Raw genomic sequence first — 24,932 nt, 5'->3', positions numbered from 1 at the left:
ACGGCTCAGCCGCGGTACGCCTCCAGCAGCCGCAGCCACACCTCGCTGATCGTCGGGTAGGAGGGCACCGCGTGCCACAGCCGCTCGAGGGGGACCTCGCCGGCCACCGCGACCGTCGCGGAGTGCAGCAGTTCCGCGGTCCCGGAGCCGACGAAGGTGGCGCCGAGCAGCACCTCGCGGTCCAGGTCGACGACCATCCGGGCCCGGCCGCGGTAGCCGTCCGCGTACAGGGAGGCCCCGGCGACGGCCGCCAGGTCCTGGTCGATGACCCGGGTGCGGTAGCCGGCCTGTTCGGCGGCGGCGGCGGTCAGGCCCACCGAGGCGGCCTCGGGGTCGGTGAAGACGACCTGCGGGACGGCGAGACGGTCGGCGGTGGCGGCGTGCGCGCCCCAGCGGTCGGACTCCAGGATCGGGACGCCCCGGGCGCGCGCGGAGATCGCGGCGCCGGCGATCCTGGCCTGGTATTTGCCCTGGTGGGTCAGGAGCGCGCGGTGGTTGACGTCGCCGACGCCGTAGAGCCAGCCGCCGGTCACGCCCGTCACGCGGAGGCTGTCGTCGACGTCCAGCCAGGAGCCGGGGGTCAGGCCGACCGTCTCCAGGCCGATGTCCTCGGTGCGCGGGGACCGGCCGGTGGCGATCAGCAGTTCGTCGGCGACGATCTCGTCGCCGGGGGTGCCTCCCGGGCCGCCAGGCCCAGGGGAAGAGTCCAGCAGGACGGTGACCGGGCCGCCCGGTGCCTCCCGGCGCACCTCGCGCACCTCGACGCCGGTGCGCAGGAAGACCCCGGCCTCGGCGAGCGACTCCGCGACCAGGTGGCCGGCGAACGGCTCCATACGGGGCAGCAGCCCGTCGCCGCGCACCAGCAGCGTCACGGAGGAGCCCAGGGCCCGCCAGGCGGTGGCCATCTCCACGCCCACCACGCCGCCCCCGACCACCACCAGGCGGCCCGGTACGGCCTTGGCGCTGGTGGCCTCACGGCTGGTCCAGGGCCGGGCCTCGGCGAGGCCGGGGACGGGCGGCAGCACCGCGCGGCTGCCGGTGCACACCGCGACCGCATGCCGCGCGGTGAGCACCCGCGCGCCGTCGACGACCACCCGCCGGGGCCCGGCCAGCCGGCCGTGGCCGCGCACCAGGTCGATGCCGGACGAGTCCAGCCAGCGGACCTGCCCGTCGTCCTTCCAGTAGGAGGTGAACGCGTCGCGGTGGGCGAGCACCGCCGGCACGTCCAGGGGGACGTCGGCGGCGTCCTTGAGGCCGGGGACCCGGCGGGCCTCGGCGCGGGCGGCGACCGGGCGCAGCAGCGCCTTGCTGGGCATGCACGCCCAGTAGGAGCATTCGCCGCCGACCAGTTCGCTCTCCACGACCACCGCGCTCAGCCCGGCGGCGTGCGCCCGGTCGGCGACGGTCTCGCCGGTCGGCCCGGCCCCCAGCACGATGACGTCGTACGCCTCGTCGGCGGCTCGGGTCGCTTCGGTCGCTGCCATCGGCTCTCGCTTCCTGCGGGGGCGTGAGGGGCCCGGCGGATCCTTCCCGGACATCCTCTGCCCAACGGGCCGTCAGCGCATCCGGCGTTCCACCTCTTCCTTGGCCTCGGCGAGCCCGGAGCCGGTCACCTCGCGGTGCACCTTGATCGCCTGGATCTTCTTGCCCTGCGCGAGCAGCTGGTCGATCTCGGCCATCCTGGGGTCCGCCGGCTCGGCGATCCCGGCGTGCGCGAGCAGCAGATCCACCTTGCGCTCCAGCCGCCGGAGCCGGAGGTCCGTCCGCTTGGCCTGCCGGTCACCGGCCTGGGCGAGCGGGTAGACGGCGAGCAGGACAAGGACGAGGGCGATGAAGGACGCGTATTCCATGGCGCAGACTCTATGAGGCCCCGGCGCCTGCCATGCACACGGCAGGCGCCGCGAGGCGCACCCGGTCGCGATCGGACGGCGCGCCGGGTCAGGGCAGATGCCAGATACGGGTCGTCACGAGGTAGAAGACCGCGGCCCAGAACACCATCACCGCGGCGACCGTGCCGAGTCCGACGAGGTGGGTCCTCGCCCTCGGTGCGTCGGGGCGCGGCCGCAGCCACCGCTTGAGCAGCGGGTTCACATAGAAGGGCATGGTCACGAAGCTCATGATGAAGCTCGACAGCAGGTTGCCCACCAGCAGCCCGAGCCAGAGCGGCATCTTCAGCGGGGACAGGGCGAGGGTCAGCAGCACCACGGTCGGGTAGAGGCCGACCCAGACGGCGACGGAGGTCCTGGTCTCCGAGGGCGGCGGCATCTCCCTGCCGTTCTCCTCGAAGGCGAACCAGCTGCCGAAGGAGTTGTCGATGGTGCGCATGCGGAAGTCGTGGAACTTCTCGCCCTCGGCGAGGAGTTCCTTCCGCTCGGCCGACGTCAGCCAGGCCTCCAGGTGTGCGGCGCTGTCGAAGCGGTACAGCGTGGTCCATTCGTCCTGGAGCCCTTCGACCGGCCGGAAGAGCTCGGTGCCGCGGAAGCCCTCGAAGGCGCTCTCCCGCTGGTTCATACGGCGCTGCCAGTCGAGGAAGGCGTCGGTGTGGTCCGGGTGGACGCGGTGGGTGACCACGACGGTCACCAGCGGGTCCGGCGGCCGGATGCCGCCGCTGACGACCTGCTGGGTTGCCGGACCGTCCGCGTAGGCGGCGCCCCGGTCGAGGAAGCGCTGCCGGGTGGCGCTGTTGGTCCAGGCCTGCAGGTGGGCGATCGAGTCGAACCGGTAGACCACCACCCAGTCGGGCTGCAGGTCCGTGGGCCGGGAGACCTCGGCGCCGAGGAACCCGGCGTACTCGGCGGCGGCGGCGTTGAGTTCCTCCTGCCACGCCGCGAACTCCCGCTCCCGTCCGGGCCGGACCTTCTGGCCGATGATGACCGTCGCCTCGGCGCCGGCCGCCTTCCCGGCGCCCGCGGCCTTCCCGGTGGTCATCGGTCCGGGCCCGTCGCCGCCGACGCGCCCGCGCACAGCCGTCGGTGGACGCGTTCCGGTGTCAGGGGCAGCGCGCGGCAGCGGACGCCCGTGGCGTCGTGCAGGGCGTTCGCCGGCGCGGGCGCGACCGGGTTGACGCAGCGCTCCGCGATGCCCTTCGGCCGCAGGGGCCCGACGGAGTCCGCCGAGTCCACCAGCAGCACCTCGGCGCGGGGGATGCCGGCGTAGGCGGGGATGATGCAGCTGTGCACCGGACTGCCGTCCGGCCACACCGTGCAGGCGCCGCAGTCGCCCGCGTCGCAGCCCTTCTTGACGCCGTGGTGGCCGAGCGCGCGGAGGAAGGTGCGCAGGCACTGGCCGGGGGTGCCGTTGGGGTCGGCGAACCAGAGGCCGGCGGGCAGGTCGTCGATGCGCTGCCACCGCGTCCGGGCGTCGGGCAGGGTGTCGAAGGCCAGGCGCACCGGCCGGGTGCCGGCGGTGACGGTGAGCAGCAGACGGAAGAGGGCGCCCGCGCTCCACTCGTCCACCAGCTCATGGCCGTACAGATCGCGGATGGTGCAGGCGGCGCCGATCCCGAGGCCCGCTTCGCCCGGGACGAGGGATTCCCAGCCCAACGCCGTCAGGTCGAGCAGACGGGGCAGGCACGGCTGTTCCACGGAGAACGGCCAGGTTCCCCCGGCGAGCCAGGCGTCGCCGGGGCGCCAGTTCGCGCCTGGCCGGTCGGACGGTCGCCGGACGACTTCGGTGATGGTGTTGAGGTCCATGGGACGATCTCCCTCACGGCGAAAAGCGCGGGGAACGGCGCCACCTCAAGCGGCAGAATCCCTAGGGCCGACGCGGTCGGACTGCTCGCAAAGGACCGGCGGACGCAGATATTCGTGTTCAGGATAGGCAGAACAATCCGCTCCCGCCACGCCGGCACCCCGGCCGGAAAACACCCTCTCTGCACACACCCGCAACGGCCCGTAAAATACGCAGTCGCCGCGGAGGGAACCGGAAAGAGAAACCCCCGGCCCGCGCCTGCACGATGAATTCCCGCATTCCTCGGAAGCGCTTTCCGCGTCCCTCAGAACAGCTTTCCGGGATTGAGGATGCCCAGCGGGTCGAAGACGCTCTTGATGCCCCGCTGCAACTCCACACCCACCGGCCCCAGTTCGCGCGCCAGCCACTCCTTCTTCAGCACGCCCACACCGTGCTCACCGGTGATGGTCCCGCCCAGCTGCAGGCCGAGCGCCATGATGTCGTCGAAGGACTCGCGGGCCCGGCGGGACTCGTCGGGGTCGGCGGCGTCGAAGCAGACGGTCGGGTGGGTGTTGCCGTCGCCCGCGTGGGCGCAGACGCCGATGGTCAGGCCGTACTTCTCGGCGATGGCGGCGGTGCCGTCGAGCATCTCGGCGAGCCGGGACCGCGGGACGCAGACATCGTCGATCATGGTCGCGGACTTGACCCGTTCCAGCGCGGTCAGGGTCAGCCGGCGGGCCTGCAGCAGCAGATCGGACTCGGCGGCGGTCTCGGCCGGTACGACCTCGGTGGCGCCCGCCGCCGTGCACAGCTCCGCGACGGCGGCGAGGTCGGCGGCCGGTTCGGGGGTGTCGAAGGCGGCCAGCAGCAGCGCCTCGGTGCTGTCCGGGAGGCCCATCTGTGCCATGTCGTTGACCGCGCGGATGCTCGTACGGTCCATCAGCTCCAGCAGCGACGGGGCGTGGCCGCGGGCCATGATCTCGCAGACGGCCCGGCAGGCGGCCGCGGTGGAGGGGAACTCGGCGGCCAGCGCGAGCTGCCCGGGCGGCTCCGGCTTGAGCGCGAGGACGGCGCGGACGACGACGCCCAGGCTGCCCTCGGAGCCCACGAAGAGCCGGGTGAGGTCGTAGCCCGCGACGCCCTTGGCGGTGCGCCGCCCGGTCGTCAGCAGCCGCCCGTCGGCGAGCACCACGTCCAGGCCGAGGACGTACTCGGCGGTGACCCCGTACTTGACGCAGCACAGGCCACCGGAGGCGGTGCCGATGTTGCCGCCGATCGAGCACTCCTCCCAACTGGAGGGATCGGGCGGGTAGTAGAGCCCGTGCTCGTTCACCGCGCGCGACAGCACGGCGTTGACGACACCGGGTTCGACCACCGCGATCCGGTCGACGGGATTGATCTCGATGATCCGGTCCATCTTGACCAGCGAGAGCACGATGCAGCCGTCGGAGGCGTTGGCAGCGCCCGACAGCCCCGTGCGCGCCCCCTGCGGCACGACCGGGACCCGCAGCTCGGAGGCCGTCCGCAGGACGTGCTGGACCTGCTCGACGGTACGCGGCAGCACGACCACGGCGGGCGTCCCCGCCTCACAGAAGCTCGCCATGTCGTTGGCGTAGGAGCCGGTCACATCGGGGTCGGTGAGCACCGCTTCCCCCGGCAGCCCGGCACGCAGACGTGCGATGAGGTCCATACCCTCAGCCTCGCATCCATGGGCCGTACACGGAAGATCACCGCCCGGCCGAGACGCCACGACTCCCACCGGCCGGCAGCTCCGAGGGGTACCCCGGGACGAGGGGAGCCGCCCACCGGCGGGAGGGGGCGGGCCGGAGGGGCCGGGTACGGGGACGAAAGCGAAGCAGTCCCCGCACCGCCCCGGAGGCCCGCACCCCTCACCCACCACGGACATGGGCGCACCGCCCCGCCGCAAGGCTCAGCGGCTCAGAGATTCCCGCGCCGCTCCTGCTCCCGCTCGATCGCCTCGAAGAGCGCCTTGAAGTTGCCCTTGCCGAAGCCCATGGAGCCGTGCCGCTCGATCATCTCGAAGAACACGGTCGGCCGGTCCTGGACCGGCTTGGTGAAGATCTGCAGCAGATAGCCGTCCTCGTCGCGGTCGACGAGGATCTTCAGCTCGCGGAGCGTCTCCACGGGCACCCGGGTCTCGCCGGCCCACTCGCCGAGGGTGTCGTAGTAGGAGTCGGGGGTGTCCAGGAACTCCACACCGGACGCCCGCATCGCCCGCACGCTGGCGACGATGTCGTTGGTGGCCAGCGCGATGTGCTGGACGCCGGGGCCGCCGAAGAACTCCAGGTACTCGTCGATCTGCGACTTCTTCTTCGCGATCGCGGGCTCGTTGATCGGGAACTTCACCTTGAGCGTGCCGTCGGCGACGACCTTCGACATCAGCGCGCTGTATTCGGTGGCGATGTCGTCGCCCACGAACTCCTTCATGTTGGTGAAGCCCATGACCTTGTTGTAGAAGGCCACCCACTCGTTCATCTTGCCGAGTTCCACGTTGCCGACGCAGTGGTCGATGGCCTGGAAGCGGCGCGGGCCGGTCTCCACCAGCGGCTGGGCGGCGACGTAGCCGGGCAGGTAGGGCCCGTCGTAGCCGGAGCGCTCGACGAGGGTGTGCCGGGTCTTGCCGTACGTGGCGATGGCCGCCAGGACGACGGTCCCGTGCTCGTCCGTGAGCTCGTAGGGCTTCTCCAGTCCGGTCGCGCCCTGGGCGACGGCGTGCTCGTAGGCGGCGCGGGCGTCCGGGACCTCGATGGCGAGGTCGATGACCCCGTCGCCGTGGGCCGCGACATGGTCGGCGAGGAAGCGGCCCCACTCGGTCGTGGGCTTGATGACGGAGGTGAACACGAACCGGGCGCCGCCGGATTCGAGCACGTAACTCGCGGTCTCGCGGCTGCCGTTCTCCGGACCGGAGTAGGCGACGCGCTTCATGCCGAAGGCGGTCGAGTAGTAGTGCGCGGCCTGCTTGGCGTTCCCGACGGCGAAGACGACCGCGTCCATCCCCTTGACCGGGAAGGGGTCCGCCTGCCGAGCCGTGTCAGGGGTGGTGGGCTGGGTGTGCATCGTGGTGTCTGCCATGGTCGCAGAGTCCCTCCGATCCACAAGGTGCGCAATAGTTCGCGAAAATTCTGGGCATTATGCATAGCGAAAAGGCGAAACCGCCGAGCTATCTGTACATGATGACCATCGAAAGGGACGGTGCGCACGATGGCGATCGATCATCTGGACGGGGCGCTGCTGGAGCTGCTCGCCGAGGAGCCGCGGATCGGCGTGCTGGAGGCGTCCCGGCGGCTGGGGGTGGCGCGCGGGACGGTCCAGGCCAGGCTCGACCGCCTTCAGTCGAATGGAGTGATCCGGGGCTTCGGGCCGGACGTGGACCCCGCGGCGCTCGGCTATCCGGTGACCGCTTTTGCCACGCTGGAGATCAAACAGGGCCAAGGCAATGACGTACGCGCCCACTTGACGACCGTTCCCGAGGTGCTGGAGCTGCATACAACGACGGGACACGGGGACATGCTCTGCAGGCTCGTCGCTCGGTCCAACGCCGATCTACAGCGGGTGATCGACCGGGTTGTGGGCTTTGATGGGATCGTGCGGGCTTCCACGGCGATCGTCATGGAAAATCCGGTTCCGTTGCGCATCGTCCCGCTGGTGAAACAGGCATCGGCAGACTGACCGAGGAGACCGAGTGAGCTTCTGGGAGTACGTCGGCACCCGGCACGCCCAGCTGCTGACGGATACGTATCAGCACGCCAGTGCCGTCTTCCAGTGCATGGTGCTCGCCACCTTGCTGGGGGTCTTCATCGGCGTCGTGACCTACCGCAGCGAATGGGCGGGCAACCTCGCCACCACCTCGACCGCCACCATCCTGACCATCCCCTCCCTGGCCATGATCGGTCTGCTGATCCCGATCGTCGGCCTGGGCGTCCCCCCGACGGTCATCGCGCTGACCCTGTACGGGCTGCTGCCGGTGGTCCGCAACGCCATCGTCGGGCTGCGCGGGGTGGACCCGGACCTGGTCGACGCGGCCACCGGCATCGGGATGTCCCGCACCGCCCGGCTCTTCCGCGTCGAACTGCCGCTGGCCTGGCCGCCCATCCTCACCGGCATCCGGGTCGCCACCCAGATGCTGATGGGCATCGCCGCCATCGCCGCCTTCGCCTCCGGCCCGGGCCTGGGCAACGAGATCTTCCGCGGGATCGCCTCGCTGGGCAGCGCCAACTCCCTCAACCAGGTGCTCTCCGGCACCCTCGGGATCGCGATCCTCGCCCTCCTCTTCGACGCCGCCTACGTCCTGATCGGACGCCTGACCATCTCCAGGGGGATCCGTGCCTGAGACGCCCGAGAACGCCGCCACGACCGGGGCGAGGATCCATCTGGAGAACCTGACGAAGGTCTACCCGGGCAACCCCGTCCCCGCGGTGGACAACGTCAACATGGAGATCAAGGCCGGCGAGATCGTGATCCTCGTGGGGCCCTCGGGGTGCGGCAAGTCCACCACCCTGAAGATGATCAACCGGCTGATCGAGCCGTCCTCCGGGCGGATCCGGATCGGCGACGAGGACGTCACCGACATGGACCCGGTCAAGCTGCGCCGCAAGATCGGCTACGCCATCCAGGCGTCCGGCCTCTTCCCGCACATGACGGTCGCCCAGAACATCGCCCTGGTCCCGAAGATGATCGGCTGGTCCGCCGCGAAGACCAGGAACCGGGTCGAGGAGATGCTCGACCTGGTCGGCCTGGACCCCGGCGAGTTCCACGGCCGCTATCCGCGCCAGCTCTCCGGCGGCCAGCAGCAGCGCGTCGGGGTGGCCCGCGCCCTCGCCGCCGACCCGCCCGTGCTGCTGATGGACGAGCCGTTCGGCGCCGTCGACCCGATCACCCGCGACCACCTCCAGGACGAGCTGATCCGGCTCCAGCACGAGCTGCACAAGACCATCTGCTTCGTCACCCACGACTTCGACGAGGCGATCAAGATCGGCGACCGGATCGCGGTGCTCCGCGAGCGCTCGCACATCGCCCAGTTCGACACCCCCGAGGCCATCCTCACCAACCCCTCCGACGACTTCGTCTCCGGCTTCGTCGGTGCCGGGGCGGCGCTCAAACGGCTCAACCTCACCCGCGTACGGGACGTGGGCGTGGTCGACTTCCCCACCGCCCGGATCGACGACCCGCTGGAGTCCATCTTCGACCGGCTGCGATCCGGCTCCCACAACGAACTGCTGCTGCTGGACCCCAACCACCGCCCGTACAAGTGGCTGCGCCGCGGCGATCTGGCCCTGGCCAAGGAGTCGCTGGCGCGGGCCGGGACGCCGGTCCAGCACACCGTGACCCGGGACGCGACCCTGCGCGACGCCCTGGAGGCGGTGCTCACCGACAGCGCCGGCCGGGTCTCGGTCACCGGGCGGCGCGGCGAGTACATCGGCGTGGTCGACATGGAGACGCTGATGAACAACGTCCAGGAACTGCTGGAGGCGGACCGGATGGAGGCCCTGGAGCACCAGCACCAGCTCCGGGAACAGCGCGCCCGCCAGACGCAGCTGGAACAGGAAGGCCTGGAGGCATGAGCCCCCGCGACGGGAGCAGTCCGCACCGCGGCGGGCGACCGCCCAGCGACCACGAGGGCTTCGCCGTCCGTGACGACGTCGAGATGCAGGAGCGGGAGGACGCGGCCGGTGAGGCACCCGTCCGGTCCGCCGCCCCGGGACGGCGCCGGATCAGCTGGCAGAAGTGGACCTTCATGCCGGCCTTCCTGGTCCTCGCGCTGCTCGCCACCTGGCTGTGGTTCCGCGGCGCCCGCCTGGACTCCATCGCCCACCAGGCGGTCGACAACGGGAAGGTGTGGCTGGCGCTGCGGCAGCACATCCAGCTCACCGCGATCTCCACCTTCTTCGTACTGATCATCGCGATCCCGCTGGGCATCGCACTGACCCGGTCCAAGCTGCGCCGGGCCACCCCGGTCGCCATGGCCTTCGCCAACCTCGGGCAGGCCGTACCGGCCCTGGGTCTGCTGATCCTGCTGGTCATCTGGCTGGGCATCGGGCCCCGCTCGGCGATCGTCGGCATGGTCATCTACGCCGTGCTGCCGGTCCTCGCCAACACCATCGCCGGGCTGCGCGGCATCGACCCGACGCTGACCGAGGCGGCCCGCGGCATCGGCATGTCCCCCACCGGGGTGCTGACCAAGGTCGAACTCCCCCTGGCCGTACCGCTGATCCTGGCCGGCGTCCGCACCGCACTGGTGCTGAACGTCGGCACCGCGACGCTGGCCACCTTCGGCGGGGGCGGCGGCCTCGGCGACCTGATCTCGGCGGGCATCGTCACCCAGCGCATGCCCGTACTGATCCTCGGTTCGGTACTGACCGTGGCGCTCGCCCTGCTGGTCGAGTGGCTGGCGTCGCTGGCCGAACTCCTGCTGCGGCCGCGCGGACTGGAGGCGACGGCATGAGGAACCGCCCGAATCCGGCCCCGCACCGCCGTCCCGGAAGGCGCCGGGGCGCCCGCTTCCTCCTCGTCCTGCTCGCCACCCTGCTCAGCGCCTGCGGCCTGGTCAGCGGCAGCGCGATGAGCGACACCGTGCTGCCGGGGCCGAAGGCCGGCTACCCGGGCAGGCCGCTCACCGGGGCGCAGCTGACCGTGACCTCGAAGGAGTTCACCGAGCAGATCATCCTCGGCCAGATGATGGGCATCGTCTTCGAGGCGGCGGGCGCCAAGGTCATCGACAAGACCAGCATCCAGGGCTCGATCGGCGCGCGGGAGGCCGTCAAGTCCGGCACGGCGGACGCCGCGTACGAGTACACCGGCACCGGCTGGATCACCTACCTCGGCCACACCAAGCCGATCGTCGACCCGCAGAAGCAGTGGAAGGCGGTCCGCGACGAGGACCGCAAGAACGGCATCGTCTGGCTCCCGGCGTCGAGGCTGAACAACACCTACGCGCTGGCGCTGAACACCGCGAACCAGAAGAAACTGGGCGTGCACAACCTCTCGCAGGTCGCGGCGCTGTCCCACAAGAACCCCGGCGCCGTGACGATGTGCGTGGAGAACGAGTTCGCCACCCGCAACGACGGCCTGCCGGGCATGGCGCGGGCGTACGGCATGCAGGTGCCGTCGGCCAACATCCGCAAGATGACCGGCGGCGTCGTCTACACCGAGACGCAGAAGGGCACCTGCGCGTTCGGCGAGGTCTTCACCACCGACGGCCGGATCAAGGCGATGCACCTGCACGTCCTCGCCGACGACAAGCACTTCTTCCCCAACTACAACGTCGCTCCCGAGATCAACGCCGAGGCCCTGAAGAAGTACCCGGCGATGGCCGAGGTCCTGGCCCCGGTGACCAAGGCCCTCGACAACACCGTCGCCCAGGAGCTCAACCGCAAGGTCGACGTGGACGGCGAGGACCCGCACGAGGTCGCGAAGAACTGGCTGATCCAGGAGGGGTTCATCAAGGAGGGGTGAGGCCCGGGGCGGGACGTCCGGATGCGGGACGTCCGGACGCGGGGCGGGCGGGCCGGAAACGGGACGGGCCGGCCGCCGGGCGCGGGGCAGGCGACCGGCCCCGGCTGCGGCCCGCTCGGCAGCGGGATTTCAGCAGTGCGGAATCAGCAGTGCGGAACCCGGCCGCCCGTCCGCAGCGCCTGCAGCGCGTCCACCGCGCTGTCGAGCGTCGTGACCGGGATCAGCCGCATCCCCTTGGGCAGCTCCGCCTGCGCGTCGGTGCACTCCTTGCGCGGGACCAGGAACACCGAGGCGCCGTCGCGGTGCGCGGCCTGCGTCTTCAACGGGACCCCGCCCACCGCGCCGACCTTGCCGCCCGCGGTGATGGTTCCCGTACCGGCGATGGTGCGCCCGCCGGTCAGGTCGTGGCCCGCGCCGTCGCCGTCCAGCTTGTCGACGATGCCCAGGGCGAACATCAGGCCGGCGCTCGGGCCGCCGACGTCCGCGAGGCTCAGCTTGACCTTGATGTCCTTGGTGGACCTGCCGAGCTGCCCGAGCGCGGCGCTGGTGGCGGTGTCCTGGGACTGAGCCATCTGCTTCGCGTTGTGCTCGGCGATCTCCTCGGTGTTGTTGCCCACCGGGTAGACCGCCTCGCGCGGCATCACGGCCTCGTCCGTGCGGAACCAGCCCTCGACGATGTCCGGCAGGTGGACGGAGGCGTCCGGGCCGGTGGCGACGATCGAGGTCATCCGCAGCTGCCCGCTCGTCTTACGGGTCCCGGCGCCGGTGATGGTGATCACCGGTTTGCCCTTGTCGTTGCCGAGGACGTTCGCCGTCATGCCCGGATAGGCGACAGCGAACGGCAGCGGGGCGAGGACCGCCGTGAGGACGAGGGCCAGGACGAGGGCGGAGCAGACCGCCAGGGCGCGGGTGCGTGAGGACACTCAGCCAGCCTAATTGACCCCCGCCCCACCAGGGCCGCAAGGCGCTGCCGCCTCACCACACGGCCACCGCCCCTTCACACCCCGTGGCCCCGGCTCCCTCAGCGCAGCGCTTCCGAGACCTCCCGGGCCGCGTCGACCACCCGCGGTCCGATCCGCTCGGAGACGGTGTCCGCGAGCATCACCACGCCCACGCTCCCCTCGATGCCGCTCACCCCGAGCAGCGGCGCCGCCGCACCGCTCGCGCCGGCCTCCAACTCCCCGTGTGTCAGGGCGAGCCCGGCGTCCTGGAGGCGTCCCTGCCGGGCCTTGAGGATCGCCCGGCCGGCCGCCCCCCGGTCCAGCGGATGACGGAATCCGGCCCGGTAGGCCACGTGGTAGTCGGTCCAGGTCGGCTCCACCACGGCGACGGCCAGCGCTTCGGTGCCGTCGACGAGGGTGAGGTGCGCGGTGGCCCCCACGTCCTCGGCGAGCGAGCGCAGTGCGGGCAGCGCGGCTTCCCTGACCAGCGGATGGACCTGGCGGCCCAGGCGCAGCACGCCCAGACCGACCCGGGCCCGGCCGCCTATGTCGCGGCGCACCAGGGCGTGCTGCTCCAGCGTGGCCAGCAGACGGTAGACCACGGTGCGGTTGACGCCGAGCTTGTTGGACAGCTCGGTGACGGTCAGCCCGTGGTCGGTGTCGGCGAGCAGTTTGAGGACGCGCAGCCCTCGGTCGAGTGTCTGGGAGGTCTCTGCGGTCACGACGCCTCCTGGGTGAGTGGCGGCCCTCGGACGCGACGCGCTGCGGATCCCGGAGCAGCGCGCGCTAGAGGCCGCCGGCCGCATGGCAACCGGCTGCGCTCCGCGGCGGCGCTGCCACGGGGCGTGTGCGTGACCGGGACAGTAGCGAGCCAGTCCGGTGAGCGGAAGAGTCCGTCCAGAATCCGGGCTCCCCCGCCCGGAATATCCCCGTAGGTCCGTCCAGAAGGTCCCGTTGTGTTTCAGGTAGGGCTACAGGACCGTCCGGGCGATTTGGGCGCTCGCGCCGGGCCGGGCCGGCGACGGCCCCCGGCGCGGCCGGAGGGCACCCGGGGGCTCCCCGGACACGACGGCGGGGCGGCTCCCCGGACACGTCCGCGCACCGGGTACGGCGGCGTCGTCCGCCCGCCCGCCGGGAACGACAGCGGGGGCGGTGCGCCGTATCACCGGCGCACCGCCCCCACGGGCCACGGGCGGCTCACCGCATCCGCGTGGCCCACTCCCGTACCTTCTTGATCCGCTCGTTCAGCTGCCCGGCGGTGGCCTCCGCGCTCGGCGGTCCGCCGCACACCCGCCGCAGCTCGGTGTGGATCACGCCGTGCGGCTTCCCGCTCTGGTGGACATACGCCCCCACCAGCGTGTTCAGCTGCTTCCTGAGCTCCAGCAGCTCCTTGTGCGTGACCACCGGGCGCCGCTCGGCCGGCAGCTCCAGCAGATCCGCTTCCTCGTCCGGCCGCTTCTTGCTGTGCGCGATCTGCCGGGCCTGCCGCTTCTGCAGCAGCATCTGCACCTGGTCCGGCTCCAGCAGCCCGGGGATGCCGAGGTAGTCCTGCTCCTCCTCGCTGCCCGCGTGGGCCTGCATCCCGAACTCGGCGCCGTCGTAGAGCACCCGGTCGAAGACCGCCTCCGACTCCAGCGCCTCGAACGAGAACTGCTCCTGCTCGCCGGTGTCCTCGTCCTGCTCCTTGTTCGCCTCCTCCATCTCCTTCTCGGATTCGGCGTACGGGTCCTCCTCGCCGTCCTTCTTCGGCTTGTCCAGGACGTGGTCGCGCTCGACCTCCATCTCGTTGGCGAAGCCGAGCAGCATCGGGACGGTGGGCAGGAAGACGGAGGCGGTCTCGCCGCGCTTGCGGGAGCGCACGAAGCGCCCCACGGCCTGCGCGAAGAACAGCGGCGTCGAGATGGTGGTGGCGTACACCCCGACCGCCAGCCGCGGCACGTCGACGCCCTCGGACACCATCCGGACCGCGACCATCCAGCGGTCGTGCGAGTGCGCGAAGTCGTCGATGCGCTGGGAGGCGCCGGAGTCGTCGGACAGCACCAGGGTGGCGCCCTCACCGGTGATCTCCCGGATCAACTTGGCGTAGGCCCGCGCCTGCTCCTGGTCGGAGGCGATCACCAGGGCCCCGGCGTCCGGGATGGACTTGCGGACCTCGCTCAGCCGGTGGTCGGCCGCGCGCAGCACATTGGGCATCCACTCGCCGCGCGGGTCCAGCGCGGTGCGCCAGGCCTGGGAGACCGCGTCCTTGGTCATCGGCTCGCCGAGCCGGGCCGCGATCTCGTCGCCCGCCTTCGTCCGCCAGCGCATGTTGCCGCTGTAGGAGAGGAAGATGACCGGCCGGACGACGCCGTCGCCGAGCGCGTTGCCGTAGCCGTAGGTGTAGTCGGCGGAGGAGCGCCGGATGCCGTCGTTCCCCTCCTCGTACGTCACGAACGGGATCGGGTTGGTGTCGGACCGGAAGGGCGTACCGGTCAGCGCCAGCCGCCGCGTCGCGGGTTCGAACGCCTCCAGGCACGCCTCGCCCCACGACTTCGAGTCGCCGGCGTGGTGGATCTCGTCGAGGATCACCAGCGTCTTGCGCTGCTCGATGCGGTTGCGGTGCAGCATGGGCCGTACGCCCACGCCCGCGTAGGTGACCGCGACACCGTGGTACTCGCGGCCCAGCGGCCCGGCGCTGTACTCCGGGTCGAGCTTGATCCCTATCCGGGCCGCCGCCTCCGCCCACTGCTTCTTCAGGTGCTCGGTCGGCGCGACGACCGTCACCTGCTGGACGACGTGGTGGTGCAGCAGCCACGAGGCGAGCGTGAGCGCGAAGGTCGTCTTGCCGGCGCCCGGCGTCGCGACGGCGAGGAAGTCTCTGGGCTGGGTCTGGATGTAGCGGTCCATGGCCGCCTGCTGCCAGGCACGCAGCTTGTTCGCGGTACCCCAAGGGGCCCGTCCCGGAAAGGCCGGGGACAGGTGATGGTTATTGGTGGCGCTGGTGGTGGTAGTCACGGTCTCCGTCGGCTGAACTCGGCGATCGGCAACCGCGTCAGCCTACCCGTGCGGCGGTTCACGCCCCCGTGTTACGGCACCGGCTCACCCCGGGGTGGGACCGAGGTCACATTCGCGGTCCGGGCCCGGACGACGGCGGATCCGCAGGTGGGAACGGTGCGGCGGGTGCCGGCGCAGCGCCCTCAGGCCCGCTCGGGTCGCAACCTGCTTGTGACCCCCGCCCCGGCCGACGCCACCACGGCCATCGCCGCGAACACCGCCGCGAAGGCCGCCGGATGGCTCGCCGGGGCCGCACCGGCCGCCGCCACGGGCGCGTTCGCCGCGATCGAACCACCGCCGAAGGCCACGAACAGCGCCCCGCTGATCCCGACGAAGGTGACGTTCCCCAGCGCGTCCGACATCTGCAGGGAAGCGGAGTTGCTGCCCGCCTCCTCGGGACGGGAGAGCTTCAGCAGCAGCACGCCGCCGCTGGAGATGTTCAGGCCCATCCCGAACCCGCCGACCGTCCAGGCCACCGCCACGATCGCGACGGGCACACCGTCGAGCAGCGCCAGCGGCACCGCGACGATGGCCGCCGCCAGCAGCACCATGCCCAGGCCCATCAGCCGCTCCCGGTACGGCTCCAGGCGCGGCCGGCTCTGCACGTACGAGCCCAGCGCCCAGGTCAGTCCGCCGCCGGTGAGGGAGAGACCGGCGAGGGTCGGGGACAGCCCGCGCTGGGTGACCAGCATCAGCGGGATGAAGCTCTCGGCGGCGACCAGCGCCCCCGCGGCCAGACCGCGCATCAGCACCACGCTCGGCAGGCCGCGCCCCGCGCGGAACGTGCCGCGCGGCAGCAGCCGCACGATGCCCGGCACCAGCAGGGCCAGCCCGGCGGCCGCGGGCACCAGCGCCGACCAGTCCGGCCGCTGCCCCGCGTACTGCAGCAGACAGGCCCCCACCGCGACGGCCAGCGCGAGCAGACAGCGCCGGTTGCCCAGCACCTGCCGCACGCCGCCGCGCGGGCCCGGCCGCGTACGCGGCAGCTTGCGCAGCGCGGGCAGCATCACCGCGAGCGGCAGCAGTATCAGCACCGGGATGGCGAGGAAGACCCAGCGCCAGCCGAGCTGTTCGGTGACGGTCCCGGCGACCAGCGGGCCGACGATCACCGGCACCACCCAGGCCGCCGAGAACGACGCCATGATCGACGGACGCAGCCGCTCCGGGTAGGCCCGGCCGACGACCACGTACAGCGCGACCACCACCAGCCCGCCGCCGATGCCCTGCACCCCGCGCCCCACGACGAACATCCCCATGCTCTGCGCCCCGCCCGCGACCAGCAGCCCCGCCCCGAACCCGGCGATCCCGCCGAACAGCGGCGCGAGCGGCCCGTGCCGGTCGCTCCACTCCCCCGACAGGGCCATCGCGAACAGGCTCGCCGTGAAGTACGCGGAGAACGCGAAGGCGTACAGCCCGATGCCGTCCAGGGCCCGGGCGGCAACCGGCATCGCGGTGTTCACCGCACTCGCCTCGAACGCGACGACCGACACGACGGAAATGATCCCGAAGGTGAGCGCCCGGTACTCCCGGCCGAGGATGCCGCCGGTGGGGTGGGGCGCGGGCGGGGCGGCTCGGGCGGAAGCGGCAGGTGGCGCGGCTTCGGCGGTGGCGGCAGGCGCGACGGGCGCTGCGGAGGTGGTGGCCGCGGTGGTCCCATCGGTCCTGGTGGCCGCAGTGGCCGCGGTGGTCCCGGTGGGTCCTGTCGGCCCGGTTGCCCCGGTGCCGGGGCCCGGGGCGGTGCGGGGTTCGGTGCCGCGGGGACGGTCAGCGCTCATCGAGCCAGCGTAAGGGCCATACGAGCCCGGTGCCCCTGTCGGAGGACGGGGATCGGCTCGGTCGCCGGTCCTACGACGCCCGGCCCCTCCCCACTCACGTCCCCCCAGCCCCTCCCCTCCCCCTCTCCGCACGTCTCCCTCCCCGCGTTTCGGGCAAGCTGTCCGTATGCCGCACTTCCGCACGTACGACGACACCGAGCTCCACTACCGCGTGCTCGGCCCGGCCGACTCGCCCCTGCCGCCCCTGGTGTGCCTGGCCGGCGGCCCCGGACGGGACGCCGCGTATCTGGGCGATCTCGGCGGGATGGCCGAGGACCGGCAGCTGATCCTCCCCGACAGCCGCGGCACCGGCGACTCCCCGGCCGCCGCCGACCCCGCCCGCTACGCCTTCCCCCAGCTCGCCGAGGACGTCGAGGCACTCCGCGCACACCTGGGCCTGGAGCGGTTCGCGCTGCTCGCCCACGACGCGGGCGCCGCGGTCGCCCAGGCGTACGCGGCGGGGTACCCACAGCGGCTGACCCGCCTGGTCCTGGTCTGCCCCGGCTCCCGGCTGCAGGGCGAACTCCCCGACGACGCACAGGAGATCTTCGCCGCGCGGGCGCACGAGGAGTGGTGGCCCACGGCCTCCGCGGCGGTGCAGCAGCTGGCCGAGGCGTCCGACCTGAGCGAGGTGCGGGAGCTGCTGTTCGCCGCGGCGCCGCTCGCCTACGGACGGTGGGAGGAGCCGCAGCAGGCCCACGCCGCCACGGAGGGCGAGCAGTTGGGACCGGTGCCGCGCGCCGGCTTCTGGCAGGGCGTGGACGAACACCTGCGACTGGCCCTGCTGGCCGGCCTGCGCGACGCGTCCTGCCCGGTGCTGGTGGTGACCGGCGACCGGGACGGGGTGACGGGCATGCGCGCGGGCGAGCTGGTGGCCGAGTCCTTCCCGGACGCCCGGGTGCGGACCCTGCACGAGGTGGGCCACTACCCCTGGGTGGACGCACCGCAACTCTTCGGCCAGGTGATCGAGGACTTCCTGCACGCAGCCTGAGCCCAACCCCGCCCGGCGCCCGGCCCCCTTTCCTGCTTCACGAACACCGCATTGCCCCTCGTTGCCCCGTGTTGCTCCCCGTTGCCCCGCATGACAGCTCCATGGCACCCCGCCCCGCACCCTTGCCGGGCACCCCGCCACGCGGCCTACAGTCGGGATCAGCACAGCAACACGGCCGTGTGCCCGAGTGGTTCAGGGACTCGCCTGCAAAGCGAGTTACGCGGGTTCGATTCCCGCCACGGCCTCGACGCACCGCGTGTCCCGATGCGCCGCGCCGTCTCGCGCCACCGCGAGCATCACCCGGTGGCGCGAAGAGCGCGCGGGGCGTGCGAGAACCACGTCGGTCTCCGGAGGCGGTCCCCACCCCCGTGCGGGCCGCCTCCGATTGCAGGGGGCGCCTCCCTCGACCCGGCGGATTCGGCCCGCCGGGCGCCCCGGACACCCGGCTGCCGTGCCGCTCCCCGCACCTCAGCCATCGGCGTGCAGCGCGGCCACGAACCGGTAGGTGTCCCCGGCCTCGCCCGCGTCCGTCGGGCGGCGCAGCTCCACCAGCGCCAGGGGGCGGTCCACCGGCTCGCCCGTGTCCGGGTCGAAGGCTATGTAGCCGCTGATGCCACGGACCCGGGATCTGCCGTTGGTCTGCTCCAGCATGGCCAGGACCATCCGGGCGGTGACCCGGCGGGTGCCGTAGACGCCGACGGCGCTCCGGGCGGCCTTGCCGATGGTGTACACGGCGTCATGGCCGAGCATCGCCTGGCCGCTGGCGAGGGCGGAGGGCGGGCCGCCGACCTCGTTTTGGTAGGCACGCGCGAAGTCCGCGAACGGGCCGTTCCCGGCGGCGCCGTAGACCTCCTCGGATATCCGGGGGTGGGTGAAGGCGGTGTAGTAGACGGTCAGCCGGCTGTGCTTCCAGCGTTCGGCGAGGGTGGCGAGCTCGGCACGGTGCCGGTCGCCGCCGGTGTCGAAGTAGACGCCCAGCGCGCTGGATCCGGAGAGCACGGTCGTGGGACAGTGCCGGCCTCCCTCCCCCGCCGCCTCGATGAACCGGCGCAGCTCCCGTCCCCGGCCGGCGAAATACACCACGTCCGGCGGCTTCGGGTCACCGCAGACCTTGTCGGCGACCAGGGACAGCGCATTGCCCGCCGTCGCCTCCTCGCCCTCCCCGGAGCGGAACGGGACGACCTCGTCGTCCACCTTCAGGCCCGCACGCCGGGCCGCCGAGGAGAAGTCCTCGTAGAGGGAGGTGTTGTAGTCGTCCTTCTCGTTGCCGTCACGGATCACCTGGACGCGGTAGCCGGGGTGCTTTTGCTGCTGCTCCTTGAGGTAGCCGGCGGCGGCCGCGGTCTGGTCGCGGTTGGGGAAGGAGACCCGGTAGAACCCGGCCGTGCGGGAGCTGAGTCCGTCGGCCGCCACGGTCGCGCCGACCATCGGCAGCCCGGCGGCCCGCAGCCGCTTCACGGCGCTCATCGTCCGGTCGTTGCTCTGTCCGAAGCCTGCCACGGCGACGAGATTCTCCTTGTCCTTCATCGCGATGAGCTGGTCGACGACCTGTTTCCAATGGCGGTCGCCGCTGCCGGTGTTGGCGAGCAGCAGCCGGATCTTGGGGAGGGTCGCCCGCTCGGCGTTCAGCGCGCGCTGGGCGAGGTAGGCGCCGCTGACGGCCTGCCGGGTGGCCTCCGGCCCGCGGTCGGCGGATCCGCCCGCCATGGCCTCGACATAGGCGATGGCGACCGAGCGCTGCCCGGACCCCGCGACCTTCTCGTTCTCGTCGCGGATCCTGGCGCTCAGCTGCTGCATGTTCCCGAAGGCGTACGCGCCGTCCGTGACGCCGACGCACTCACCGCCGGCCACCTCGCGGACGCCGTCGCCGCAGCGGCCGGCGCGGTCGACGATCTGCACCACGGCGACGACCGCGACCGCCGCCACCACCAGAGCCGAAGCGATCCACAGCCCCCAGCGCCGCGGCGGCCGGGGCGGTTCGAAGATCCGGGTGCTCACAGCCACGGCTCCTTTCCGTACTGCTTCGCCTTCCGCAGCAGCGCCGAGGTCCAGGGCACGCTGTCGGCGTGCACCGCGAGGGTGTGGAAGCGGGCCTGGATCTCGCCGTACAGCTCCGCGGCGGGATCGCCGAGCGGATCGCGATACGGGTCGCCGACCCGGTCCGTCCGGGGGTCGTCCGGCGGCTCGGGGCTGATCCAGACCGCCGCGAGCAGCCGGGTGATGGTCCGCAGCCGCTGATCCACCGCACCGTCGCCGAGGTGGTCCACCAGCCGCTCGTAGCGCTCCCACAGCGGCTGGCCCAGGGCCCCGTCCGCCTCGGGGAGCGGGGCGCGCCGCAGCCGGCACAGCTGCGCACACCACTCCTCGGGGGCGAGCCGGTCGAAGGCGTCGTCCAGGTAGGCGGCTGCCGCGGCGAGATCACCGCCCGCCAGCGCGTGATAGGCCGCGGTGGACTGCTCCCCCGAGGCGGCCGCCCGGTCTCTCAGGGCGGCATGCACGGCACGCCACCTGCGCATGCCGGACGCTCCGTCGGGGGCCCCACCGTCCCTTGCCGTCCCCATGGCGGGCTCCGGGGCCGCGGCGAGCCGGCACAGCAGCAGAAGGCGCAGCAGCGGATGGGGAGTTTCCGTAGGGCCGTCGGCCTCCTCGTCACCGCTGTCGAGGTGCATGGTGCGCAGCACGTCCGTGCAGAAGTCGTTGAACTCCTCCTGGACCCGGGCGCTCGACTCGTCCCACAGCGCCAGGCCCGCCTGTGTCTGGGCCAGATCGACGGCGGCCGCGGCACGGGTCAGCGCCTGCGCCAGCTCACCGCTCGCGTCGATCGGCAACAGCCGCTCCAGCAGGGTGTCGACGAGGCCCGAGGAGGGCTGCAGGACCTGCCGCAGCCGCGCCTCCCAACCGGTCTCCGCAGGGCATTCGAGCAGGGCCTGAAGCAGCTGTGCGGTGCCCGCCGGATGGCCGCGGGTGAGTTCGTGCACCACCCAGCCCAGCCATTGCACACCGTTGTCGGCAGCCGGCACCGGCACCCGGCGGCCGGCCGACCGCAGCACCTCTTCGGCCTGCTGCTCGACCTCGTGGCGCGCCAGATCGCGCAGCCGGCCCACCACCAGACCCTTCACGACCCGCTCCGGAACGAACTTCTCCTCCTCCGCGGGCCACCGGCCGGGCAGCGCACCGGCCCGACGCGGCCCGCCGAACGCGAAGCCCTCCAGCGCCGCCGGATAGCTGCCCGCGGTGGCGAGCACCAGCAGCGGGTCGGGCGCCCCCGCCTTGCGCCGGGCGTCCAACAACGCTTTGAGGAAGTCGTTGCCCAGCGGGCTGTCGACGTTGTCCAGCAACACCAGGCACTGCGTCGTCCGCCGTGCGTCGCCACCGCGCGAGGCGTACGCGCGGCGCAGATCGTCGAGGAAGGCGTCGAAGAGCACCGCCTCGGCCCGCTGCCGCTCGGCCTCCTCCCTGTCCCCGTAGCGCTGGTTGAGGTCGATCAGGAACCCGTCGACGGAGCCGGCGCCCCGGCTGCGGCGCCGGATACGCGCCAGTTGCCAGCGCACCCGCAGGCGCGCCCAGTGGCGGCGCCACTCCGGCAGCAGCGGCAGCGCGGCGGTCACCGCTGTCGGGGCGCCGAGGACCGTCGCGGCGTAGGCGGCGAGCTGATTGATCACCTCCGAGCGGCTGCCCGGAGGCCCGACCAGCGCCTCCTCCATCCGCCGTACCGCGGCGTCCCGGTCGGCCGCCTCCACCTGTGCCGCGACGGCGATCGTCAACAGTCCGAACGCCGGAAACCGCAGCCGGGCGAAGTCCTTCTTCCGCTCGTTGAGCTGGAAGACCAATGCGGCGAGCACATCGATCGGCTTGCGGCCCTCCTGCCCCAGCGCCGCCAGGTCGAGACGGGCCACCGGTGCCCGCCGGGCCCAGTCCGCCAGATGCCGCAGCACGGTCGTCTTGCCGCTGCCACGCGGCCCCAGCAGCAGCGTGGCGGGCAACTCGGGCCGGCTGCCCGGCCTGCGCACCAACAGCTCCTGGACGTACCGCTCCACGGCCCGGTCCCGCCCGGACTCCCCCGCCCACTCCCGTGGCATCCCGCTCCCCCTCGGCCTCGCGTTCCCCGTGATCCCCGCGATTCCCCTGGCCGGTCGGCGCTCACTCCGGCCGCCCCAGGATCCTCCAATTCCGGTGCGCCGCAAGCACTTTGGCTCCCTCTGGCCGCTTCCCTCCCCTCGTTCGACGCCGCCCCGCACACCGGAAATCACTCTAAGTGACCTCACTGACAATCTCCGTGACGGACCGTGAAAATGCCGGTCCGCGACCGGTTCCGCGCGGGCACCGCGCCGCGCCGGCGCGCGGGAATCCGCCCCTGCCGCTCGATTCCAGGACACTCGTCCACGCCGAACACGTCACCTGCGGGCCCGGCCGTCCCACGCCACGCCGGCGTACCAGGGCCCGGCCACACCGCACGGCGTACCAGGGCCCGGCCACACCGCACCCGGCAGCCGAACTCGGCCGCGCCGAACCGGCTCTCGGACCCCGGCCGGCCCCGGCCCGCCGCCTCTCGGGCCGGCCCCACGCGGCGCCTCCCCACCCGAAGCCGGCACACATACACCCGCCCACCCCCCGAAGGGGGGTGGGCGGCGGGGAAATACTTCAGAGGAGCGCGGCGGCTCTACTGCTGGACCACCTGCGCCACCGCCGCCTGGGGGCGGATCGGGAGGCGGCCGATGGGGCGGCCGGTGGCGGCACGGACGGCGGAGGCCACGGCGGCGGGTGCGGTGACGACCGGGACCGCGCTGGCGGGCTTGGCGCCGAAGGGGGCGATGACGTCCCGTTCCTCGACGAGCTTGACGATGCGGATGTCGGGGGCGTCGAGGGCGGTCGGCAGGGAGTAGCCGGTCAGGTCGGGGTGGCGGACCTGACCGCGGGTGGTGCGCAGGTTCTCCATCAGCGCCGCGCCCAGGCCCTGGGTGACACCGGCCTCGATACGGGCGCGCAGCTGGCGCGGGTTGAGCACCCGGCCCACGTCCTGGGCGACGGTCATCTCCACGACCCGGACGGTGCCGAGCTCGATGTCGACGTCGGCGACGCAGCGGATGGCGCAGAAGGCGAGGCCGACGAACGCGTCGCCCTGGCCGTACTCGTCCAGCGGCTCCGTCGGATGCGGCCGGCACTGGGCGGTGGCCCACAGTTCCTTGCCGTCGAGCGCCTCGGCGACGGTGGTGCTGAGCACCCCGTCGTAGGAGGTGATCTTGCCGTCGTTGATCTGGAGCAGCTCGGTGGACATCCCGAACTTGTGGGCCAGCGGCTGCAGCAGCTGCGTACGGACCATCTTGGCGGCGCGCTCGACGGCGCCGCCGGAGACCCAGGTGTGCCGCCCGTGGCAGGCCGGTCCGGCCGGCGGCTGGTCGGTGTCGGCGCCCGCGACATGCACCTCGTCGACGCCGAGCGTCTCCTGCACGATCTGCCGCGCCAGGGTGGAGAACCCCGAGCCGGTCTCGACGGCGGCGCAGATGACGGTGGCCACCGAGCCGCTGACCTTGACGGTGGCGGTGGAGACCTCGTCGGTGCCCTCCGCGCCGAGCATGTGCACCATGCCCAGCGCGTAGCCGACGCCCCGGCGCACCGCGCCCGGTTCGCCCGCGCCCTCGGGACCGCCCGGCAGCAGCCACTCCGCTTCGGGCGCGTCCTTGGGCAGCTCGGGAAGCGGCGCTTCCTTGACGGCGTGCAGGAGTTCGGCGACCGGGGCCGGGCAGGTCACCGTCTGCCCCGTGGGCAGCAGGTCACCGGTGGCCATGACGTTGCGCAGCCGGATCTCGTCGGGGTCCAGGCCCAGCCGGGCGGCCAGCTTGTCCATCTGGCCCTCGTAGGCGGCGCAGACCTGCAGCGCGCCCTCGCCGCGGACATGGCCGGACGGCGGGTTGTTGGTGCGCACCGCCCAGCCGTCGACGACGGCGTGCGGGACGACGTACGGGCCGCAGGAGAAGGAGACCGCGGCGGCCAACGCATCGGCGGAGGTGTCCGCGTAGGCGCCGGCGTCCATCAGGATCTGGGCCTCCACCTTGACCAGCGTGCCGTCGGCGTCCGCGTGGTGGCGGTAGCGCAGCAGCGTGGGGTGGCGGTGGGCGTGCGCGAGGAAGGACTCCTCGCGGGTCGCCGCGAGCTTGACGGGGCAGCCCGTGCGCAGGGCCAGCAGGCCGAGCGGGAGTTGGATGCCGGGGTCCTCGCGGTCGGCGGTGGCGCCGGGCACTCCCGTCACCACGACCTTGACCTGGTCCGGTTCCAGCCCGAAGGAGGCGGCGGCGAGATCGCGGTCGGTGTGCGGGTCCGTGGAGGCGGTGTAGATCTCCACGCCGCCGTCGGGGCGCGGCACCGCGAGCCCGGCCTCGGCCCCGATGGGCGCCGGGTCCTGGCGGCCGATCCGGTAGAGCCCCTCGACCATCACCTCGCCGACGACATCGGGGTCGCCGAAGCGGAGCGGGATGTGCCGGATGAGGTTGCCGTCCGGGTGCAGCGGCTCTGCTTCGAAGGCCAGTTGGGGGTCGGTGACCGCGTCCTGGACCTCGTACTCGACGGCGATGGCGGCGGCGGCCAGCCGTGCCGTGTCGGGGTGCTCGGCGGCGACCGCGGCGATCGGCTCGCCGTGGTGGCGGACCTCGTCCTTGGCGAAGACCGGCCGGTCGGCGGTGCCCCGGCCGTGCCCCGCGTCGCCGGGGACGTCCTCGTGCGTGACGACGACGCGCACGCCCGGCATCTCCTCGGCGGGCTTGGTGTCGATCGACAGGATGCGGGCCCGCGGATGCGGCGAGCGCAGCACCGCGGCCCACAGCAGCCCCTCGGCCCACAGGTCGGCGGCGTACGGGAAGGTGCCCTCGGCCTTGGCCGGTGCGTCGGCGGACGGCAGGGACACGCCCAGGCCGTGCGCCGGCTCCTCGGCGGGGACCGGGGTGCCCGCCGCCGGGGTCGCGGTGACGGCACCCGCGCCGTCGGACGTGCCACTCATGCCGCAACCTCGCTTCGCCC

General features: G+C 72.6%; 19 protein-coding genes and 1 tRNA gene. 7 read left to right on the top strand and 13 right to left on the bottom strand.

The features are described from left to right. Positions 1 to 5 precede the first annotated feature (5 nt). The 6 genes from AB0411_RS13790 to hppD all read right to left on the bottom strand — a co-directional run bounded on the left by AB0411_RS13790 (position 6) and on the right by hppD (position 6,762). A complete protein-coding gene (locus tag AB0411_RS13790; RefSeq protein ID WP_366417494.1) occupies positions 6 to 1,484 on the bottom strand; it encodes a dihydrolipoyl dehydrogenase family protein in 1,479 nt (492 codons plus the stop codon). 72 nt (positions 1,485 to 1,556) lie between these two features. Next, positions 1,557 to 1,850, bottom strand: a complete 294-nt coding sequence (locus AB0411_RS13785) for a ribosomal protein L7/L12 (protein WP_366417493.1) — start codon at positions 1,848 to 1,850, stop codon at positions 1,557 to 1,559. 88 nt (positions 1,851 to 1,938) lie between these two features. Then, positions 1,939 to 2,928: an antibiotic biosynthesis monooxygenase gene (locus AB0411_RS13780; RefSeq protein ID WP_366417492.1), complete on the bottom strand. Its 990-nt coding sequence runs from the start codon at positions 2,926 to 2,928 to the stop codon at positions 1,939 to 1,941. After that, complete coding sequence (locus AB0411_RS38105; protein WP_437041973.1) at positions 2,925 to 3,692, bottom strand: hypothetical protein; 768 nt, start codon at positions 3,690 to 3,692, stop codon at positions 2,925 to 2,927. Before AB0411_RS38105 ends, AB0411_RS13780 begins: the two co-directional genes overlap by 4 nt. Positions 3,693 to 3,994: 302 nt before the next feature. Continuing rightward, a complete protein-coding gene (locus AB0411_RS13770) occupies positions 3,995 to 5,359 on the bottom strand; it encodes an FAD-binding oxidoreductase (protein WP_366417491.1) in 1,365 nt (454 codons plus the stop codon). 248 nt (positions 5,360 to 5,607) lie between these two features. Continuing rightward, positions 5,608 to 6,762, bottom strand: a complete 1,155-nt coding sequence (hppD, locus tag AB0411_RS13765) for a 4-hydroxyphenylpyruvate dioxygenase (protein ID WP_403147627.1) — start codon at positions 6,760 to 6,762, stop codon at positions 5,608 to 5,610. A 129-nt stretch (positions 6,763 to 6,891) separates the two neighbouring features. Here hppD and AB0411_RS13760 point away from each other — a divergent pair, with 129 nt between their 5' ends. From AB0411_RS13760 to AB0411_RS13740, 5 genes are read left to right on the top strand one after another with little or no spacing between them, the layout of a single operon-like run. After that, positions 6,892 to 7,359: an Lrp/AsnC family transcriptional regulator gene (locus tag AB0411_RS13760; protein ID WP_086715635.1), complete on the top strand. Its 468-nt coding sequence runs from the start codon at positions 6,892 to 6,894 to the stop codon at positions 7,357 to 7,359. A 13-nt stretch (positions 7,360 to 7,372) separates the two neighbouring features. Then, entirely contained in the window at positions 7,373 to 8,020 is a 648-nt protein-coding gene (locus tag AB0411_RS13755; RefSeq protein WP_366417490.1) for an ABC transporter permease, read from the top strand. Beyond that, a complete protein-coding gene (locus AB0411_RS13750) occupies positions 8,013 to 9,251 on the top strand; it encodes an ABC transporter ATP-binding protein (RefSeq protein WP_366417489.1) in 1,239 nt (412 codons plus the stop codon). The genes AB0411_RS13755 and AB0411_RS13750 overlap by 8 nt, the downstream gene beginning before the upstream one ends. Further along, positions 9,248 to 10,132: an ABC transporter permease gene (locus AB0411_RS13745; protein WP_403147630.1), complete on the top strand. Its 885-nt coding sequence runs from the start codon at positions 9,248 to 9,250 to the stop codon at positions 10,130 to 10,132. Before AB0411_RS13750 ends, AB0411_RS13745 begins: the two co-directional genes overlap by 4 nt. Then, positions 10,129 to 11,142 carry a glycine betaine ABC transporter substrate-binding protein gene (locus tag AB0411_RS13740; RefSeq protein ID WP_403147632.1) on the top strand — a complete coding sequence of 338 codons (1,014 nt, stop codon included), beginning with the start codon at positions 10,129 to 10,131 and terminating at the stop codon, positions 11,140 to 11,142. Before AB0411_RS13745 ends, AB0411_RS13740 begins: the two co-directional genes overlap by 4 nt. 143 nt (positions 11,143 to 11,285) lie before the next feature. Here the strand turns inward: AB0411_RS13740 and AB0411_RS13735 are convergent, their stop codons facing one another. The 4 genes from AB0411_RS13735 to AB0411_RS13720 form a co-directional block, all read right to left on the bottom strand. Continuing rightward, positions 11,286 to 12,065, bottom strand: coding sequence for a S16 family serine protease (locus AB0411_RS13735; protein WP_366417488.1), 780 nt, complete (start codon positions 12,063 to 12,065; stop codon positions 11,286 to 11,288). A gap of 98 nt (positions 12,066 to 12,163) precedes the next feature. Further along, complete coding sequence (locus AB0411_RS13730) at positions 12,164 to 12,805, bottom strand: IclR family transcriptional regulator (RefSeq protein WP_366417487.1); 642 nt, start codon at positions 12,803 to 12,805, stop codon at positions 12,164 to 12,166. Between the two features lie 475 nt (positions 12,806 to 13,280). After that, entirely contained in the window at positions 13,281 to 15,077 is a 1,797-nt protein-coding gene (locus AB0411_RS13725) for a DEAD/DEAH box helicase (RefSeq protein WP_366417486.1), read from the bottom strand. 182 nt (positions 15,078 to 15,259) lie between these two features. After that, positions 15,260 to 16,891 (bottom strand): MFS transporter, encoded by a 1,632-nt coding sequence (locus AB0411_RS13720; protein ID WP_366417485.1) that lies wholly within the window; start codon positions 16,889 to 16,891, stop codon positions 15,260 to 15,262. A 166-nt stretch (positions 16,892 to 17,057) separates the two neighbouring features. Here AB0411_RS13720 and AB0411_RS13715 point away from each other — a divergent pair, with 166 nt between their 5' ends. Both AB0411_RS13715 and AB0411_RS13710 read left to right on the top strand, forming a co-directional pair. After that, positions 17,058 to 17,921 carry an alpha/beta fold hydrolase gene (locus AB0411_RS13715; RefSeq protein WP_366417484.1) on the top strand — a complete coding sequence of 288 codons (864 nt, stop codon included), beginning with the start codon at positions 17,058 to 17,060 and terminating at the stop codon, positions 17,919 to 17,921. Positions 17,922 to 18,094: 173 nt separating this feature from the next. Further along, positions 18,095 to 18,166: transfer RNA gene (locus AB0411_RS13710), tRNA-Cys, on the top strand. A 223-nt stretch (positions 18,167 to 18,389) separates the two neighbouring features. Here the strand turns inward: AB0411_RS13710 and AB0411_RS13705 are convergent. The 3 genes from AB0411_RS13705 to AB0411_RS13695 form a co-directional block, all read right to left on the bottom strand. Further along, complete coding sequence (locus tag AB0411_RS13705) at positions 18,390 to 19,925, bottom strand: ABC transporter substrate-binding protein (RefSeq protein ID WP_366417483.1); 1,536 nt, start codon at positions 19,923 to 19,925, stop codon at positions 18,390 to 18,392. Beyond that, a complete protein-coding gene (locus tag AB0411_RS13700) occupies positions 19,916 to 22,000 on the bottom strand; it encodes an ATP-binding protein (protein WP_366417482.1) in 2,085 nt (694 codons plus the stop codon). The genes AB0411_RS13705 and AB0411_RS13700 overlap by 10 nt, the downstream gene beginning before the upstream one ends. 581 nt (positions 22,001 to 22,581) lie before the next feature. Beyond that, entirely contained in the window at positions 22,582 to 24,912 is a 2,331-nt protein-coding gene (locus AB0411_RS13695) for a xanthine dehydrogenase family protein molybdopterin-binding subunit (protein ID WP_366417481.1), read from the bottom strand. Positions 24,913 to 24,932 lie beyond the last annotated feature (20 nt).

Source organism: Streptomyces angustmyceticus, assembly GCF_040701845.1.
Classification (GTDB): domain Bacteria; phylum Actinomycetota; class Actinomycetes; order Streptomycetales; family Streptomycetaceae; genus Streptomyces; species Streptomyces angustmyceticus_A.
Note: the sequence above shows the minus strand (reverse complement) of the source record. Positions and strands in the feature narration are given on the sequence as shown.